A 17,180-nucleotide genomic window follows, 5' to 3' on the forward strand; every position below is an offset into this window, starting at 1 on the left:
GGCGAGCGACGAGGCGGAGGCGCCTCATCGCAGCCCAAAAAATCGCCCTGCGTCAGGGGCCTTCGCAGATCGGTGCCTGGCCCAGAACGGGCTGCCCAACTTCCGCGTCATAGGCACGCAGGCCGAATGCACCGAGGCTTATGACCCGGTAACAGGGATTGCCGCCCGTCCAGAGTGGATCAACAACATCGATATCGGTGATGAAACGATGCGCGCAGGCCTGACCGGAACTATAGGCAATGCCCTCCGCCGTCGTACCTGCCATCGGCACATGGATATGGCCAAAAATAATATGGCGTATGCCAGCCGGATGGGCAGCAAGACGACGCATGACAGCGCCGTCATCATGCATGCCGATATGTTCGAAATGCCGGATGCCACAATCCATCGGGGAATGATGAACGAACACCGTTACCGGCAGATCGCCAGCGCTTTCCAGCGCACTCTCCAGCCATGCCAGACGATCCGCGCCATAGATACCGCCGATGACATCGGCTTCATGGCTGTCGAGAAACAGCAGGCGGCCGAAATCTGTATCGATGAAGGACTGGATATAGCCATTATCGTCGCGCGGCTGCTCCGGAAAGGCCGCCACGAATTCAGGGCGACGATCATGATTGCCGAGCATCAACCGCACGGGCATGGCGACCGGCGCAAGGATATCGCGCAGCAGCTCATAGGCTTCCGGCTCGCCGTAATTGCAGAGATCGCCCGTCATGACAAGAAGATCGGCGTCGGCATGTTTTTCGACGATATCGGCCACTGCCGCGCGCAGCTGCTTTTCCGGGTCGACGCCGTTTATCGCGATACCGGGCGGCAGAAGATGGGTGTCGGTGATCTGGATGATCTTCATTATCATTTTCCTGCGCAAAATGGCTGCGGGAACGGATTTCCCCGCAGCCTCTTTTATGGCTCTGCTTATTTCAGCAGGGCGTTGGTCTGCTCGACGATCTGCTTGAGACCGGCTTCCGGCGTGACTTCACCGCGCATGACCGTGCCGATGATGTCGCGCTGGGTGCGCCAGATGCGGACGGAATCGCCGCCCGGATAACCGGCCCAGGGCAGAGAACGATCGGCCTGAAGCGAAGCGGTCTTCACATTCGGGTTCTCGACATAATAAGGGGCAAGGAAGTCCGGGCCGGTTGCCAGCTTGTTGGTCGGCAGATAGCCGGTGATGCGAACGATGGTGTTCTGCGCTTCCGGACCGGTGATCCACTTCAGGTATTTCCAGGCAGCATCCTGCTTGGCCTTTTCCTGCGTCAGGATGACGGCGGAGTTGCCGCCGGTCGGCACACCGCCCTTTTCCTTGTTGTCGAGCGGGAAGGTTGCCGTCTTCAGCTTGAAGCGGTCGCCGACCAGACCCTGGATCGTCTGAACGTGAGCGGGCGTCGAGAAGATGAAGCCCGTGAGGCCTGCGCCGAACTGCTGGCGCGACTGGTCCCAGTCGAGCAGGTTCTGGCCACCTTCGGTGACGAACTGGCGGGTCATCTTCAGGGCGTTGAGGCCGATCTCGTTGTCGAAGGCAACGGTCTTGGTCTTGTCGTCGACGAGCTTGCCGCCCTGTTCGACGACGAGCGCCTGCCACAACCAGTCATCCGGCCAGCCGTTGATATCGTAGCTCATGCCGGCGAATTTCGGGTCGAGAGCCTTGATCTTCTTGGCGAGAGCAATGAGCTCCGGGAAGGTCGTCGGCATCTTGTCCGGGTCGCCGCCAGCCTTGGTGACGAGGTCGGAGTTGATGTAGATGATCGGCGAGGAAGCATTGACGGGCAGGCCGTATTGCTTGCCATCGATCTGGCCGAGTGCGGCCATCTTCGGGCTGTAGTTCTTGTCGAGGAAGGCCTGACCGCCTTCAGCCTGAATGAACGGGCCGAGATCGGTGATCTGGTTGCGCGGTGCAAGCGTGTGAACCAGTTCCGCCGTCAGATTGTAGCCGGAGAAATAAACGTCCGGCAGATTACCCGTGACGGCAGAGCGCAGAACCTGCTGCTGGCCTTCGTTATAACCGGCGGCCGGAGCGAGGAAGTTGATCTTCACATCAGGGTTCTTCTTCATGAATTCATCGGCCAGCGGCTGATGGAATTTCGTGAAACCCGGCAGGTTGTAAAGAACGTTGAGCGTGATTTCGTTGGCCAGAACCGGCTGTGCGAGGCCAGCAAAAGCCATGCCAAGAGCCAGACCGCCCATCACGGCGCGTCGGTTGAGTTTCATGTCAGTCTCCAGAAAGGTTGGGAGGAGGAAGTCTGAACGGCATCACTTGACGCCGGTCATGGTAATACCGGCGATGAAGTGCCGCCGTGCGAGGAGGAAGCACAGCACCATCGGCGCGGTAATCAGTGTGGCGCCCGCCATCAGCGCACCGTAGTTCGCGCCGGATTCGACATCGGCGAAAAGCATCATGCCAAGCGGCGGCGGGGCGAGATTGGTGTCGGAGATGACGATCATCGGCCAATAGAGATCGTTCCAGTGGGCAACGAGTGAAAAGATCGAGAAAGCCGCAAGCGACGGCAGCGAACCGCGAAGCACCAGCCCCCAGCAGATCTCCATTTCCGAAAAACCGTCCATGCGGGCAGCCTCGATGATTTCATCCGGGTAGCTGCGGAAGGACTGGTTGAACAGGAAGATGGCGAAAACCGACAGGAAGAACGGCATCATCATCGCGAAATAGGTGTTCAAAAGTTGCGTCTTGGCCAGCCCGACAAAGAGCGGCAGCGCGAGCGCCTGGATGGGTACGCAGAGTGCCGCGATGACGAGACCCAGCAGCAGCTTGCGTCCGGGAAAGCGGAGTTTTGCCAGAGCATAGGCCGCCGGAACCGATGTGAGTATTTGCACGACGAGAATACCGACACAGACGATGACGCCGTTCAGCATGAAACGGCCCATCGGCACCTGTCCCGCCGCCCGGGCATAATTATCGGCCGCGTCGAATTTCTGCGGGATGGGCCAGAGCGAGACGTCGAATATTTCCGCCGGCGAGCGGATCGACGTCAGGGCCATCCAGTAGAATGGCAGGAGCATCACGAAAGCGCCGAGCGCTAGGACGAGATGGGGGAAATATTTGCGGAATACGACCATCAGTAGTGCACCTTCCGGTCCATATGCAGCGTCTGGCCAATCGACAGGATCAGCACAATCACGAGGAAGATGATCGTCAGCGCGGCGGCATAACCGGTGTTGGAATATTCGAAACCTTCGAGATAAAGATCGAACAGCAGGGTTTCCGAACCGGAGCGGCCCTTGGTCAGCACGGCAACCGTCTCAAACACCTTGAAGGCGGAGATGGAGGTGGTGACCACCACGAACATGGTCGTCGGCCCCAGCATCGGCCATGTCACTGTCAGGAACCGGTCGACCGGGTTCTTCGCGCCATCCAGCCGCGCCGCCTCGTGCAGATCCTTCGAAATGGCGGTGAGGCCGGCGAGGAAGAGCACCATATTGAAGCCCAGAACCTGCCAGATGCCGATCAGCGCCATGGTGGGAATGAGGAGAACGGGGTTGGAGAGAAAGGCGACAGGCTCGAAACCCAGCCATTTGATCGCCGCGTTCACCGGACCGAGCGAAGGGTGCAACAGGAATTGCCACACCGTCGCCATGGCGACGAGGGTTGCGGTGACGGGAAGGAAATAGGCCACTTCCCAGAAGGCGCGGCTGCGTTTGCGGTTATAGACCAGCAGAGCCACCCCGAGCGCGAGGAACACGCCAAAGGGAATGACGATGATCGCATAGATGGCGGTATTCGCCAGCGCGCGCAGGAAAACCGTATCCTGAAACGCCTTCACGAAATTGCCGAGGCCAACGAAGCGGGTGGAGAGTGCTCCAAGCTGGTAATCAGTGACGGAAAAACCGGCAAGAACGAGCATCGGAACGATATAGATGGCCAGCAGCAGCAGGCCAGCGGGCGCCGCGAACATCAGGCCGCGCCACATCATCCGCCGGTCCGCCTTCGGCAGGCGCGGGCGGGACCTGGCACGCAGGGGCGTGGAAATATCGACAGCCGTCATGCCGGCACCCGTTCACGCACCGTCACCTTGCGGCGCAGGCCATCAGCCGCGAAAAGATGCGCGCGATCCGGCGCGAAACCCAGATTCATCATGCCATTTGCATCGGCGCCCAGCACCTCACCCGCGCCCTGGCGAAGGGTGATGGCGACTGTCTCGTCGCTGAGCAGGCGGCAGCTCACGAAACGGTCGGCGCCGTGGGTTTCGCTGCGCACCACGCGGACAGTGAAACCTTCTTCGCCCGGACGCAGATCCTCGGCGCGAAGGCCGAGCGTCGCCGGGCCGGCATCGCAGCCCGCACCATCGATGCCAAGATCGCGTCCAAAGGCCGTGACCTTACCCTGCGCATCGATTTCGACCGGCAGGAGGTTGATCGATGGCGTGCCGATAAACCGTGCGACGGTCAGTGTCGCGGGTTTGCGGTAAAGCTCGTCAGGCGTACCGAGCTGTTCGATGCGCCCTTCCGACATCAGCGCGATGCGGTCAGACATGGTCATGGCTTCGATCTGATCATGGGTGACATAGATGAAGGTCGCGCCGAGCCGGCGGTGCAGGCCCGCCAGTTCCTCGCGCATATGGGCGCGGAGCTTGGCATCGAGGTTGGAAAGCGGCTCATCCATCAGGAAGGCTGCGGGCGAACGCACCAGCGCCCGCGCAAGCGCCACACGCTGGCGCTGGCCGCCGGAAAGCTGCGCCGGCTTGCGATCCAGCAGATGCGCGATCTGCAGCGTCTCGGCCGCCTGTTCTACGGCGGCATCGATCTGCTTCAATGTTTCCGCGGGCGCTGCAAAACGCCCGATCAACGGCAGGCGGGCGGCGAAAGGCAGGCGCCGCATGCGCAGCGGTGTCGCGATGTTCTGGCGCACGCTCATATGCGGATAAAGCGCATAGGACTGGAACACCATCGCCAGATTGCGATCACTCGGATCGATCTCCGTCACATCCTGCCCGCCGATCGAGACCGAACCGCGGTCCGGCGATTCCAGGCCCGCGATGATGCGCAGCAGCGTGGACTTGCCGCAGCCCGACATGCCAACGAGGGAGAGGAATTCGCCCGGACGAATGGAAAGATCGATCTCTTTCAGAACATCGTCAGCCCCGAAGCCCTTGCCGATTCCTGAAAGTTCAAGTGATTGTGGCGTCATTCTGCGCTCCTTTTCTGAAGCGCATATGCTTATATTGTATGACAATATGACGAAGGTTTGCGGAAACTTCGATGACACTCGAAAACCCGTAAATCCGGGGCAAGCGAAAAACGTTACGGTATAGACCTCCACCTAAAACCACTAATATTTAGGGGCTGTTCCGACGTGTTTCAGCACGCTTCCATCGGCTGGAAAACCGGGTTGGCGGCTCCGATCTATACGACGGCGAGAATGACATGCGCCTGAATCTTGGCTGCCACCTCGCCATCGCCATGCCGGGCTTCAATGGCGGCAGCGGCATAATCGGTCGCGGCTTCGAGCTTACCCGGTGCCCTCGCCTCTATTTCCGTCCGCAGAACCGTTCCCTGACAATAGGCGACGGCCGGAATGCGCGGTGACGGTGCGCGGCTCTGCGCCGCCACCGTCTCGATCGTCACGCGGGAAAAACCGGCATTCTCCAACTCGCTGCGTATCAACGCCGTATCATGGTAACCATGCGGGGTGCGGGCCATGAAGCGCGGGGGATCATCGGGAAAAAGGCCGGCAAGGGCGTTCGTCACATCATCCGCGAAGTGATTTTCCTCGATGCGATCCCAGACGTTGAATAAATAGTGCCCGCCGGGCTTCAACACCCGCTTTGCCTCGCGATAAGCGGCCAAGCGATCGTTAAAGAACATCGCACCGAACTGGCAGAAAACCAGATCGAAAACAGCATTTTCAAAAGGCAGAAGCTGAGCATCCGCCTGTCGCCATTTTATACGGCTGTCGGCTGCATGTTGAGCCGCCGCAAAATCGAGCATCGGCTGATTAAGGTCGGTCACCACATAATTTGCTGCGGGCAATAATCGGGGAACCATTTCCCGCGTCACGGCCCCGGTACCCGCGGCGATTTCCAGAACATCAATCGGCATCAAGGCCGCCGCGCGCCGCGCCAGATCAGCAGCGAACGGCGCAAAGATCAGCGGCACCATATAGCGGTCGTAATTTTCCGGAATCGAACCCGCAAACACCTTGTCCGCTTCCAACATGGCTTTCACTCCGGGCCATCTGATGAACGGAGGACTTTAACATATATTCGGGATGTTCGGAATTCATTCAGCCTTGCGAGGCTTCGACATCAACGCGGGCGGACCAGCATTTGAATACACCGGCGGGCGCTTGCGACAAGCAATGGCACGTCTCGGAAACTACTTTTAAGGGAAAAGAAATGGCGCACCCGAAGAGATTCGAACTCCTGACCCCCAGATTCGTAGTCTGGTGCTCTATCCAGCTGAGCTACGGGTGCGTGCCGTTCCGGTCGTTTCCGGTGGCGTGGCGATCCTCTAAAACGTCCTCATTCCGAATGCAAGCGATTTCGTTTCGAAATTGTCATTTTTCCGCAGCAATTCGCGTATCATATTGATTATATTGTAAATTCCATGCAGGTCATTTTTCGTGTGCCTGATGGGACCTCGATTCCGCCGGAGATAACGGCTTTCCGAACCTGCCGCCGGGCGGGTTTTTCAGGCGGTTCTGGCTGCCTGTACGGAGGCGGCGCGGTCGGTGATTTCGATACGGAACTGCGTGCCGGGGCCGGGCTTTTCAACAAGCGCGATCGTACCGCCATGGGCGAGCACAAGCTCGCGGGCAATGACCAGCCCGAGGCCCGTGCCGCCGGAGCGGGCCGATCCCCTGAACGCGGAGAACAGGTTCTCCTTGGCCTTGCGCGGCATTCCCGGCCCATTGTCGTCTATGACGATACTGACAACGCTGCCGGCCCTCTGAGCCGAAATGGAGAGATGCCGTGGTGCCGCATTTGCCGCGTCGGATTGCAGCGCCTGGACGGCATTGCGACAGAGATTGTGGATCACCCGGAAAAGCTGCTCGGAGTCCGCATCCACCGTCAAATCGGGGGGAACGCTGTCCTGAAACTCGATGCCGCTGTCCGGATCAAGGGCCAGAATATCGCGCACATCCCGCACCAGCAGGCTCAACGGCACAATCTTGCGTTTCGGCGCTCCCTCCGTCGTCTGACCATAGGCCAGAACCTCACCCGTATAGGCCACGGCACGGTCGATGGTGCGCAGCAATTTCGGCGCGAAACTCCTGACCATCGGGTCCTTGGCATCGACCAGGCGGTCCGACATGAGCTGCGCGGAGGAGAGGATATTGCGCATGTCGTGGTTGATCTTTGACACGGCAAGGCCGAGATCCACGAGGTTCTTCTGCTGCCGCAGCGTTTTCTGCAGTTCCGTCTGCATGTCGGCGAGGTGGCGGCCCGCTACGGCGAGTTCGTCGGTGCCCTCTTCCGGCACGAAAATCCGCTCGGGATTGCCTGGATCTTCCGAGAAATTCTGCATGCCTAGCGTCAGCCGGCGTATCGGCCGGATCATGATGCGGTTGATGGAGATGAAGATCAGGCCCGCGGTGACCAGCGACAGGACGATGGAAATCAGGAAAACGTTGCGAGCATAGGCAAGCATCGCCGCCCGCAGCTTGTTTTCGCCCAGCACCAACTCGATGATCGTGTCGCTGTCTCCCACCACATCGAAGACGCGGATGACGCGGTTGCCGCCGAACAGCAGGGTGGAAAAGGCGTCCCGCACCGCCGCCACCTGCGAAACATCGGAAAGATCATATTGCTCGTCAACGCCGGGCGGTGTTTCCGCCACGGCCAGCAGACGCGACGTGCCGTCCTTGCGCAGGGCGATAAGCTTCGCTCCGGTTGCCATCAGCGTGTCGTTCTGCACGCTTCGTGGCAGTTCGGCCTGCAAGCCATCGATGACAGCGCCGGCGGCGGCGGCCGTGTTCAGACGGTCACGCAGCCAGGAAAGACGCATATTGGCAACTGATGGCACGAAGATCAGCACTTCAGCGATCATCACGAAAATCACGGTGAGCAGCAGCAGCCGCCCGGAAAGACCGGCGGTCAATCCCGGCATGCAATGCACCGGATCGTCTTGCGTGCGGTCCAAGCTGTCTACGCCTTTAGAAAACACCGGGCCATGATCCTGTATGCGCGCCGCTGCTTGCGTGGAACGGCTCGGTTTATATGCAGCAACGATAATAGGACCTAATGGATATTTTTCCAATGCGCTGCAAAACAAACGTTTTCAGTGCCGGAAAAACGAACGCCGCCCAAAAGGGGCGGCGCTTGTGGGTGAGCCGGTTGAGGCGAACGGCAGGACCTCTAGAATTCCTGCCAGTCGCCATGCGCCGGAGCCGCGGCGGGCTGGGCATTGAGCGCACGGCTGACGCTGTTCATCAACTTGCGGGCCGGGGAAGCGACGGCCGGTGTCCTGCCGGAGACTGCAACCGGTCCGGCGGATGCCGTCATCGGCCGCAAAGGCTGCTCGATACGGTGGCTGCGCTGCGCCGTCTCGGCGCCTACATTGAAGCGCGTCACCAGCGTCACGAGATGGTCCGCCTCACTGCTCAGCTTGTGGGTCGCGGCCGAGGTTTCCTCCACCATGGCTGCATTGCGCTGCGTCACCTGGTCCATCTGGTTGATGGCGGTATTCACCTCGTGCAGGCCGGTGGACTGCTCTCTGGCGGCCGTGGCGATCGAATGGATATGCTCGTTGATGGCGAGGACGCGGGTCTCGATCTCGCTCAACGCACTGCCCGTTCTCTGCACCAGCGACACACCGCGGCCGACTTCCTCGCCGGATTTGGTGATCAGCGCCTTGATGTCCTTCGCGGCGGTTGCGGAACGCTGCGCCAATTCGCGTACTTCCTGGGCAACGACAGCAAAGCCCTTGCCGGCCTCGCCTGCACGCGCCGCTTCCACCCCGGCATTCAATGCCAGCAGGTTGGTCTGGAAGGCTATCTCATCGATGACGTTGATGATCTGGCTGATTTCGCGCGAGGCGTGCTCGATGCGATCCATGGCGGAGACGGCGTCGCGCACGACATTGGCGGATTCTTCCGTCTTCTGCTTGGTTTCGGCGACCATGGCGCTGGCTTCCTGCGCACGATCGGTGGAATTGCGCACGACGGCGGTGATTTCGTCCAGCGCGGCGGAGGTTTCCTCCAGTGCGGCTGCCTGCTGTTCCGTCCGCTTCGACAGGTCGTCGGCGGCCGAGCGCAACTCGTTGGCGTTGCCGCTGATGCCTTCCGTGCTGCTGCGCACCTCGCGCATCGTGTCCCGCAGCTTGGTCAGCGTCTGGTTGACGTTTTCCTTGAGTTCGGCGAAGACGCCGCGGAAGTCGCCGTCCATCTTTTCCGTCAGGTCGCCGCGTGCCAGACCTTCGATGACGCGACTGGTCTCGGAGACGCCATTGTCTACCCCGATGAGCAATGCATTGATCGTTGCGGCGAAACGGTTGAGGTTTTCGTCGCCGTAATCCTTGTTGATGCGGCGGCTGAAATCCCCCCCTGCCGCAGCATCGACGACAACAGCCATGCCGGCCTGAAGATCGTCGCTCTTGGCGCGCATGGCGGTTTCCTGAGCGTTCATGCGGCGCACTTCGCGGCCGTTCTTCTTGAAGACCTCAACGGCCGCCGCCATCTCACCGATTTCGTCGTTCTGGCCGAGATAGGGTACATCCGCGTCCAGATTTCCGTCGGCCACGGCGTTCATCACTTCCGAAACCCTGCGGATGGGCGCGCTCAGCTGCCGCGCACCGATATAAAGACCGAAGGCCGCGCCGGCCAATATGCCACTGCCGGTGACGGTGATGACCAGCCAGAATGTTGTCGTTACAAAATCGTCGATGCCGGCCTTGACGGCCTCGAGTTCGGCAATGTCGTTCTTCACGACTGCGTCGATTTCCGCCTGATAGGCTTTGCGGTTGGCCCGGTTCGCCTCGTTGTTGCCCTGCTGATTGGCCGCCTGCGGGCCGGCTTCACGGGCAAGCCGCGCGGTCTCCAGACGGAAGGTCTTGAACTCCTTGAAGCGGCTGGAGAGATTATCGAATGTCGCCTTCTGTTCCGCCGGAACGAGAGGGGTCCATGTGGCGATCAGCTTTTCCATGGCGTCGAGGTTCTTGACGATACCATCCGCGAAGGGTGCCGCCTTTTCGATATCGGCGGCGGCATAGACCCCGCGCGCCTCCATCACGACCGCGGTGACCAGCCGGTTGAGCGCCTCGCCCTTATAGGCGCGCTCCGCCGCCTTTTCATATTCCACCGTGCGGACCCGGAATTCGCTGACCGCATAGATGGATAGTCCACCGATGGTACAGGCCACAAGGCTCATCAGCCCGACAAGTAGATTGATACGACCGCGAATTCTCAATTTCGTTCCCCCAACAAAGACCAGCACCAGGATGAAAATGGGAAGCTGGCATAACTTTTCGCGTCACAAGATTTATCAATGTCGCGTTAAGAAAGAATTTCGGATTTTAGCAATCGCGCGCGGGAATCAGCCTTTGCCGACGAACGGCAAAGGACAGGGCGGTGTGTTTTCAGTAAAAGGTGAAGTGCTAAAACCCCTTCGGCAATTGACTTTGCTCGGCCTATGCCCTTATAAGCCGCGCACGCTCGGCCATAGAAAGCTCGCCCAGGCGGGGTTAGCCGTGCAAAAAACGAAACGCTCTTGCAAATAATTGCAAATTCAAGAAGGGCCGCACACCGCGGTATTAAATAAATGTCGAAGCGTACCTACCAACCGTCCAAGCTTGTTCGCAAGCGTCGTCATGGTTTCCGTGCCCGCATGGCTACTGCCGGCGGCCGCAAGGTTCTCGCAGCCCGCCGTGCGCGCGGCCGCGCACGTCTGTCGGCTTAATTGCCGAGCCTGTGGCCCGATGAAAGTCGCGGGCACATGAGCGAGACTAAAAAACAACCCGGCCGGCTTAAAAACCGGTCGGAGTTTCTTGCCGTTCAGGCGGGGGAAAAACGGCGGGGAAGCACCTTTCTTGTGGAAGTGCTTGACCGAAAGGCCCCTGAAACCGAGCCTCGCGTCGGTTTTACCGTAACGAAAAGACAAGGCAACGCGGTCGAGCGAAATCGCATGCGCCGCCGTCTCAAGGAAGCCGTCAGGCTTTCTGCCGGGGTCGCAATGAAGCCCGGTCATGACTATGTGATTGTCGCCCGCAGGGACGTACTCGATACGGCCTTCCCGAAACTTCAGTCTCTCCTTGCCGAGCGCATTGAAGGAACGGCGAAACCGAAACGGTCCCAGGAGACCCGCTCCAGGAAAGAATGATGGAAAAGAACCGTAATTACTTCATCGCGATAGCCCTTTCGGTTGTCATCGTCCTCGCCTGGCAATTCCTTTACATGAATCCGCGCATCGAGCAGCAGCGCCGCGCCGAAGAGGCCCGCCAGGCGCAGCAGCAAACGACGCAGCAGCCGGCACCGGGTGCAGCACCCGGCACGACCGTCGAAGGCGCGCCGCCCGCATCCTCCACGCAAGCCGCCGCCACGGCGACCCGGGAAGAAGCGATCGCCAAGACCCAGCGCGTCACCATCGACACCAACGCCATCGCCGGCTCGATCAACCTGACCGGCGCCCGTTTCGATGACATCCGGCTCAAGGGCTACCATGAGACTGTCGATGACTCGAGCCCGATCATCACGCTGTTTTCGCCTGCCGATACCAAGGACGGTTACTTCACCGAACTCGGTTACGTTGCAGCACAGGACGTCGGCGGCGTTCCCGGTCCGACGACCGTCTGGACGCTTGCAAGCGGCGACAAGCTGACGGAAACCACCCCGGTCACCCTGACCTACACCAATTCCAAGGGCGTCGTTTTCTCGCGTACGGTTTCGATCGACGAGCATTACATGATCTCGGTCACCGACAAGGTCGAGAACCCCGGACAGGCTGCGATCTCGCTTGCCACTTACGGCCGCGTGACGCGCAACAACAAGCCGGCAATTCCCCCTGTCTTCGTCATCCACGAGGGCTTTCTCGGTGTCTCGGGCAAAGACGGCAGCCTGACGGAAAAGAAATACAAAGACGTCGAAGAGGAGCCCGTAACGGTTGCCAAGGCAACCGGCGGCTGGCTCGGCATTACCGATAAATATTGGGCCGCGGCCATCGTTCCCCCGCAGATGACGCCGTTCGAGACGCGCTACTCCCACATTACAGGCAATCAGCCGAGCTATCAGGCCGACTTCAAGAGCGACACGATGACGGTCGAAGCCGGCCAGTCTATCGAGCTGAAGAGCCTCGTCTTCGCCGGTGCCAAGGAAGTGCCGCTGGTCGATCGTTACGAGACCGCTTATTCCATTCCGAAGTTCGACCTTCTGATCGACTGGGGCTGGTTCTACTTCATCACCAAGCCGATGTTCAAAATGATGGATTTCTTCTTCCGTTATTTTGGCAATTTCGGCGTGGCCATCCTGCTCACCACCATCGTCGTCAAGGCGCTCTTCTTCCCGCTCGCCAGCAAGCAATACGCTTCCATGGCGAACATGAAGCGCGTGCAGCCGAAGATGGAAGAGCTGAAAGCCAAGCATGGCGATGACCGCATGGCCATGCAGCAGGCGATGATGCAGCTCTACAAGGAAGAGAAGATCAACCCGGTTGCCGGCTGCTGGCCGATGCTTCTGCAGATTCCGGTGTTCTTCGCGCTCTACAAGGTCATCTACGTCACCATCGAAATGCGGCATGCACCGTTCTTCGGCTGGATTCACGACCTTTCCGCGCCCGATCCGACGTCGCTGTTCAACCTGTTCGGCCTTCTGCCGTACGACGTGCCGCATTTCCTGATGATCGGCGTCTGGCCGCTCGTCATGGGCATCACGATGTTCCTGCAGATGCGCATGAACCCGACGCCGCCCGATCCGACACAGGCGATGATCTTCACCTGGATGCCGCTGATCTTCACCTTCATGCTGGCCTCGTTCCCGGCTGGTCTGGTCATCTACTGGGCGTGGAACAACACGCTCTCCATCAGCCAGCAGGCCCTCATCATGAAGCGTCACGGCGCCAAGATCGAACTGTTCGATAATATAAAAGGGCTGTTCAAGCGAAAGCCGGTGCAATCGAAATGAGTGAGACCGGCACGGCAACCGAAAAGCCCCTGTTCGGGCGACCCTGGATTTTCATTCGTGGCGTTCCCGCGATGAAATTCCTGCCGCCCGAGGGCCCGCCGGAAATTGCATTTGCCGGTCGCTCGAATGTCGGCAAGTCCTCGCTCATCAATGCATTGGTGGGTCACAAGGGGCTTGCCCGCACCTCCAACACGCCCGGACGCACGCAGGAACTGAACTATTTCGTTCCTGAAGGTTATTCCGGCGAGCCGGGCGACCTGCCGCCGATGGCGCTGGTTGACATGCCCGGTTACGGCTACGCGCAGGCTCCCAAGGACCATGTCGATGCCTGGACGAAGCTTGTCTTCGATTATCTGCGTGGCCGCGCAACGCTGAAGCGCGTTTATGTGCTGATCGATTCCCGCCATGGCATTAAGAAGAACGACGAAGAGGTCCTGAGCCTGCTCGACAAGGCCGCCGTTTCCTATCAGGTCGTGCTGACGAAGACGGATAAGATCAAGGACGTTGGCGTTCCCCGCCTGATTGGCGAAACGCTGGAGAAAATCCGCAAGCGTCCGGCTGCCTATCCCGAAGTCCTTGCCACGTCGTCGGAAAAATCGTTCGGGCTGGACGATCTGCGCGCTGAGATCGTCAGAACCGTTTCGCTCTAGCGCGTTTTCACGTCAGGCGATGGTGAAAAGCAGAACGGCGGTCCAGAGCATCGCCGTCAACGCCAGAAGCCGCCAGAAGCGCACCGAATGCCAGACTTCCGAAAGCATGGCGGCGAACACGCTGCCGCTGCGTAGCGGCTGGCTTCGAAAAGGCAGGCTGGACCTCAACGGATCCCTTTCAAGCAAGGCGGCCATCGTCGCTTTTTCCCGATATTCCGTTTCGGCGAGATTTTCCCGCCAGCGCCTGACCATGGCGGCAAATTGACGATCGCGCTTCACGCGCTTTGCAAGCTCCGCCATGCTTTCCGGCGGCAGGGCACCCAGCACATATTCGCCGGCGAGCACTTCGTCCCGCAACCCGCTCTGCTTGTCTCGATCCGGTGCCGTCATGGGTCTGCAAACTCCTCGGTCGTTCAGGCCAGCATCGTTTCACGACGCGCGACATGTCCCGTCGCCCTGCTGAATAACCCCTCCCCTGCTTCCAACAAAGCTGGTCCGATTGGTGCTTTATGTCAATCATATTACGCAGCTGAAGCCGCCCAAAAACAGAATTTTACTATGGGCCGACACAATAAGGCCCGCAGGTTATTTCATTCGTCAAAAGCGGAGATTCACCTGTCCTTGCAAACGCGGCGATATGTCGAATCCATGCATCCTGCACTGCAAAAATCGATTCCGATTTTTGCGCCGATGCTGTAGAGCGATGAAAGGCTCTTGCGGCCGCCACCATAGACCGAGGTTTTTCCATGACTTCTTCCGAAAGCGAAATTCAGGCACGGCTGCTCGCGCAGGCCCTGCCCTTCATGCAGAAATACGAGAACAAGACAATCGTGGTGAAATATGGTGGCCACGCCATGGGCGACTCCACGCTCGGCAAGGCTTTCGCGGAAGACATCGCCCTGTTGAAGCAGTCCGGCATCAACCCCATCGTCGTCCATGGCGGCGGCCCGCAGATCGGTGCGATGCTGTCGAAGATGGGCATTGAATCGAAGTTCGAGGGCGGCCTGCGCGTCACCGACGCCAAGACCGTCGAAATTGTTGAAATGGTTCTGGCCGGCTCGATCAACAAGGAAATCGTTGCCCTCATCAACCAGACGGGCGAATGGGCCATTGGCCTGTGCGGCAAGGATGGCAACATGGTCTTCGCCGAAAAGGCGAAAAAGACCGTCATCGATCCCGACAGCAATATAGAGCGCGTGCTCGATCTCGGTTTCGTCGGTGAAGTCGTGGAAGTCGATCGCACCCTGCTCGATCTGCTTGCAAAATCGGAGATGATCCCGGTTATCGCCCCCGTCGCCCCCGGCCGTGACGGGGCTACTTACAATATCAATGCCGATACCTTCGCTGGCGCCATTGCGGGAGCGCTTCACGCCTCACGCCTTCTGTTCCTCACGGATGTGCCCGGTGTCCTCGACAAGAACAAGGAACTCATCAAGGAACTGACGGTCTCGCAGGCGCGCGCGCTTATCAAGGACGGCACGATTTCCGGCGGCATGATCCCGAAGGTCGAGACCTGCATCGATGCCATCAAGGCCGGCGTGCAAGGCGTGGTGATCCTCAACGGCAAGACGCCGCATTCCGTCCTTCTGGAAATCTTCACCGAAGGCGCCGGTACGCTCATCGTGCCCTGATGCATGTCAGTGGCGGATGGCAAGCCTGTCCGCCATATCTGGCATTCAGCCGAATGCCAGAAGCGACAGCACGCCAACGACAATCAGCAGGCAGCCGGACAGTTCGAGCCGGTTGATCTTCTCCTTGAAGAAAAGCACGGTCGAGGCGAAGGCGAACAGCATTTCCACCTGCGCCAGCGCCTTCACGACGGCGGCCTGCTGCAGGGTCATTGCCGTGAACCAGCCGAATGAGGCCGTGGCGCCCACGAAACCGACGGCCAGCGACGGTTTCCAGACCTTAACGATGCGCCGCAATTCTTCCCTCTCGCGCCAGATGATCCAGAGGAACATCGACACCGTCTGCATGACAATGACGACGACGAGGGTAAAGCCCGCCTGCATCATCGCATCCGGGGCAGGCAGGCTCGGCGCAAGCGCCAGCGACGCCGACCGATAGGCAACCGAGGACAGGCCGAAGAATGCACCCGAAGCAAGGCCGATACCCGCCGTCCGGCTGAAGATCGCGGTCAGAAAGGACGCGGGCGTCACTTGTGTTCGCGCCACGGAAATCAGCATGACGCCGGCGACCGAGATCGCAATGGCCGCCAATGTACCGCCAGTGACGCTTTCACCGATGAAGATGAGGGCAAACAGCGCCGCCTGCGCCGGCTCGGTGCGGGAATAGGCCGTACCGACAGCGAAATTGCGGAAAGAGAACAGGTGCACCAGCAGGAACGTGGCGGCGATCTGCGCCATGGCCCCGACAGTTGCCCATACGGCGAAGGATATATTCGGCACCGGCAGTGGCCGGCCAAGCCCGAAATGCAGGAATGCAAGATAAGCGAGAGCGAAGGGCATGCCGAACACGAAGCGCACAAAGGTTGCACCTGTCGTGCCCATCATGCCCTTGAGGTGCTTTTGCAACGTCGAGCGCAGGTTCTGCAGGAACGCGCTTGCGAAAGTAATGCCTAACCAGAGTTCCATGGCCTTGGCGGTATCATGCGCGCGAGGCCACAGCCAAGCTCGATTTTCTGGTCAATCGTCGTCTTTTCGATTTTCTTCGCCGTTCGAAACGGGCATAAAGCAGCCCATGGACACAAAGCCGAAAAACCTGCCCGACGCCGCCGATTTCGCCCATGTCAGCGAATGGGTCTTCGATCTCGACAACACGCTCTATCCGCATCACGTCAATCTGTTTTCCCAGATCGACCGTAACATGACGGCCTATGTGGCGGAGCTTCTGAAGCTCGACCCCGAAGAGGCGCGTGTGCTGCAGAAGCGCTATTATCACGACCATGGCACCACGCTGCAGGGCTTGATGATCAATTACGGCATCAGCCCAGACGAGTTTCTGGAACGTGCCCATGCCATCGACTATTCGGCGCTGAAGCCGCATCCGGAACTCGGCGAAGCTATCAAGGCTTTGCCGGGCCGCAAGTTCATCCTCACCAATGGCAGCGTCAAACATGCCCAGGCCGCGGCCAGCGCGCTCGGTATTCTCGATCATTTCGAGGACATTTTCGATATCGTCGCCGCCGGTTACCTGCCGAAGCCGGCCAGCGCGACCTATGAGAAGTTCGCAGCCCTCGCGAAACTCGATACGAAAAACGCCGCCATGTTCGAGGACCTGCCGCGCAATCTAGCAGCTCCCAAGGCGCTTGGCATGAAGACCGTGCTGCTGGTTCCTTCAAACCTTGAGGGCGTGATCATGGAACGCTGGGAAATCCCTGATGTGACGGATGAGCATATCGACTACATCACCGACGACCTGACCGGGTTTCTGACGAAAACCATCAGGAACTGACCGGCCAAGCACTGACGGACAAGATTACCGAAGCTTCATCCACCTTACGG

General features: G+C 59.5%; 16 protein-coding genes and 1 tRNA gene. 6 read left to right on the forward strand and 11 right to left on the reverse strand.

What is annotated here, in order from left to right; translation table 11 throughout:
- Window positions 1-52: 52 nt before the first annotated feature.
- From O8B93_RS01800 to O8B93_RS01840, 9 genes are all read right to left on the reverse strand, one after another.
- On the reverse strand, window positions 53-853 hold the full coding sequence (locus O8B93_RS01800) for a phosphodiesterase (RefSeq protein ID WP_269708111.1): 801 nt from the start codon (window positions 851-853) through the stop codon (window positions 53-55).
- A 65-nt stretch (window positions 854-918) separates the two neighbouring features.
- Window positions 919-2,211 (reverse strand): ABC transporter substrate-binding protein, encoded by a 1,293-nt coding sequence (locus tag O8B93_RS01805; RefSeq protein WP_006310644.1) that lies wholly within the window; start codon window positions 2,209-2,211, stop codon window positions 919-921.
- 42 nt (window positions 2,212-2,253) lie between these two features.
- Window positions 2,254-3,075 (reverse strand): carbohydrate ABC transporter permease, encoded by an 822-nt coding sequence (locus O8B93_RS01810; protein ID WP_269708112.1) that lies wholly within the window; start codon window positions 3,073-3,075, stop codon window positions 2,254-2,256.
- Entirely contained in the window at window positions 3,075-4,001 is a 927-nt protein-coding gene (locus O8B93_RS01815) for a carbohydrate ABC transporter permease (protein ID WP_269708113.1), read from the reverse strand. The genes O8B93_RS01810 and O8B93_RS01815 overlap by 1 nt, the downstream gene beginning before the upstream one ends.
- The gene (locus O8B93_RS01820; RefSeq protein ID WP_269708114.1) at window positions 3,998-5,143 is read right to left on the reverse strand and encodes an ABC transporter ATP-binding protein; all 1,146 of its coding nucleotides are present in this window, start codon (window positions 5,141-5,143) and stop codon (window positions 3,998-4,000) included. Before O8B93_RS01820 ends, O8B93_RS01815 begins: the two co-directional genes overlap by 4 nt.
- Before the next feature lie 215 nt (window positions 5,144-5,358).
- Window positions 5,359-6,171: a class I SAM-dependent methyltransferase gene (locus tag O8B93_RS01825; protein ID WP_269708115.1), complete on the reverse strand. Its 813-nt coding sequence runs from the start codon at window positions 6,169-6,171 to the stop codon at window positions 5,359-5,361.
- A gap of 180 nt (window positions 6,172-6,351) precedes the next feature.
- A tRNA-Arg gene (locus O8B93_RS01830) sits at window positions 6,352-6,428 on the reverse strand.
- A gap of 217 nt (window positions 6,429-6,645) precedes the next feature.
- Complete coding sequence (locus O8B93_RS01835) at window positions 6,646-8,064, reverse strand: sensor histidine kinase (RefSeq protein WP_269708627.1); 1,419 nt, start codon at window positions 8,062-8,064, stop codon at window positions 6,646-6,648.
- 248 nt (window positions 8,065-8,312) lie between these two features.
- Window positions 8,313-10,361 (reverse strand): methyl-accepting chemotaxis protein, encoded by a 2,049-nt coding sequence (locus O8B93_RS01840; protein ID WP_269708116.1) that lies wholly within the window; start codon window positions 10,359-10,361, stop codon window positions 8,313-8,315.
- A gap of 351 nt (window positions 10,362-10,712) precedes the next feature.
- On the opposite strand from O8B93_RS01840, the gene rpmH reads away from it, so the two are divergent.
- Genes rpmH through yihA form a run of 4 tightly spaced genes read left to right on the forward strand, consistent with a single transcriptional unit; the run spans window position 10,713 to window position 13,716 of the window.
- Complete coding sequence (gene rpmH, locus O8B93_RS01845) at window positions 10,713-10,850, forward strand: 50S ribosomal protein L34 (protein ID WP_003493611.1); 138 nt, start codon at window positions 10,713-10,715, stop codon at window positions 10,848-10,850.
- 36 nt (window positions 10,851-10,886) lie between these two features.
- Window positions 10,887-11,270, forward strand: a complete 384-nt coding sequence (gene rnpA / locus O8B93_RS01850) for a ribonuclease P protein component (protein ID WP_269708117.1) — start codon at window positions 10,887-10,889, stop codon at window positions 11,268-11,270.
- Window positions 11,270-13,066, forward strand: a complete 1,797-nt coding sequence (gene yidC / locus O8B93_RS01855) for a membrane protein insertase YidC (RefSeq protein ID WP_269708118.1) — start codon at window positions 11,270-11,272, stop codon at window positions 13,064-13,066. The genes rnpA and yidC overlap by 1 nt, the downstream gene beginning before the upstream one ends.
- Window positions 13,063-13,716, forward strand: a complete 654-nt coding sequence (gene yihA, locus O8B93_RS01860; protein WP_006310229.1) for a ribosome biogenesis GTP-binding protein YihA/YsxC — start codon at window positions 13,063-13,065, stop codon at window positions 13,714-13,716. The genes yidC and yihA overlap by 4 nt, the downstream gene beginning before the upstream one ends.
- 12 nt (window positions 13,717-13,728) lie before the next feature.
- On the opposite strand, the gene O8B93_RS01865 is transcribed toward yihA, so the two are convergent.
- Complete coding sequence (locus tag O8B93_RS01865; protein ID WP_269708119.1) at window positions 13,729-14,106, reverse strand: hypothetical protein; 378 nt, start codon at window positions 14,104-14,106, stop codon at window positions 13,729-13,731.
- A 356-nt stretch (window positions 14,107-14,462) separates the two neighbouring features.
- Between O8B93_RS01865 and argB the strand changes: the two genes are divergently transcribed.
- Complete coding sequence (gene argB / locus O8B93_RS01870; protein WP_269708120.1) at window positions 14,463-15,347, forward strand: acetylglutamate kinase; 885 nt, start codon at window positions 14,463-14,465, stop codon at window positions 15,345-15,347.
- Window positions 15,348-15,392: 45 nt separating this feature from the next.
- Here the strand turns inward: argB and O8B93_RS01875 are convergent, their stop codons facing one another.
- A complete protein-coding gene (locus tag O8B93_RS01875) occupies window positions 15,393-16,310 on the reverse strand; it encodes a DMT family transporter (protein WP_269708121.1) in 918 nt (305 codons plus the stop codon).
- 106 nt (window positions 16,311-16,416) lie between these two features.
- Here O8B93_RS01875 and O8B93_RS01880 point away from each other — a divergent pair, with 106 nt between their 5' ends.
- Complete coding sequence (locus O8B93_RS01880) at window positions 16,417-17,130, forward strand: pyrimidine 5'-nucleotidase (RefSeq protein WP_269708122.1); 714 nt, start codon at window positions 16,417-16,419, stop codon at window positions 17,128-17,130.
- Window positions 17,131-17,180: the final 50 nt, after the last annotated feature.

Source organism: Martinezella rhizogenes (assembly GCF_027460065.1).
Lineage (GTDB): Bacteria > Pseudomonadota > Alphaproteobacteria > Rhizobiales > Rhizobiaceae > Agrobacterium > Agrobacterium rhizogenes_C.

Bases quoted from the DNA above. Each gene is read 5' to 3' on its own strand.
- O8B93_RS01800 (WP_269708111.1), bottom strand. From the start codon at position 853: ATGAAGATCATCCAGATCACCGACACCCATCTTCTGCCGCCCGGTATC.
- O8B93_RS01805 (WP_006310644.1), bottom strand. From the start codon at position 2,211: ATGAAACTCAACCGACGCGCCGTGATGGGCGGTCTGGCTCTTGGCATG.
- O8B93_RS01810 (WP_269708112.1), bottom strand. From the start codon at position 3,075: ATGGTCGTATTCCGCAAATATTTCCCCCATCTCGTCCTAGCGCTCGGC.
- O8B93_RS01815 (WP_269708113.1), bottom strand. From the start codon at position 4,001: ATGACGGCTGTCGATATTTCCACGCCCCTGCGTGCCAGGTCCCGCCCG.
- O8B93_RS01820 (WP_269708114.1), bottom strand. From the start codon at position 5,143: ATGACGCCACAATCACTTGAACTTTCAGGAATCGGCAAGGGCTTCGGG.
- O8B93_RS01825 (WP_269708115.1), bottom strand. From the start codon at position 6,171: ATGTTGGAAGCGGACAAGGTGTTTGCGGGTTCGATTCCGGAAAATTAC.
- O8B93_RS01835 (WP_269708627.1), bottom strand. From the start codon at position 8,064: ATGCCGGGATTGACCGCCGGTCTTTCCGGGCGGCTGCTGCTGCTCACC.
- rpmH (WP_003493611.1), top strand. From the start codon at position 10,713: ATGTCGAAGCGTACCTACCAACCGTCCAAGCTTGTTCGCAAGCGTCGT.
- rnpA (WP_269708117.1), top strand. From the start codon at position 10,887: ATGAGCGAGACTAAAAAACAACCCGGCCGGCTTAAAAACCGGTCGGAG.
- yidC (WP_269708118.1), top strand. From the start codon at position 11,270: ATGGAAAAGAACCGTAATTACTTCATCGCGATAGCCCTTTCGGTTGTC.
- yihA (WP_006310229.1), top strand. From the start codon at position 13,063: ATGAGTGAGACCGGCACGGCAACCGAAAAGCCCCTGTTCGGGCGACCC.
- O8B93_RS01865 (WP_269708119.1), bottom strand. From the start codon at position 14,106: ATGACGGCACCGGATCGAGACAAGCAGAGCGGGTTGCGGGACGAAGTG.
- argB (WP_269708120.1), top strand. From the start codon at position 14,463: ATGACTTCTTCCGAAAGCGAAATTCAGGCACGGCTGCTCGCGCAGGCC.
- O8B93_RS01875 (WP_269708121.1), bottom strand. From the start codon at position 16,310: ATGGAACTCTGGTTAGGCATTACTTTCGCAAGCGCGTTCCTGCAGAAC.
- O8B93_RS01880 (WP_269708122.1), top strand. From the start codon at position 16,417: ATGGACACAAAGCCGAAAAACCTGCCCGACGCCGCCGATTTCGCCCAT.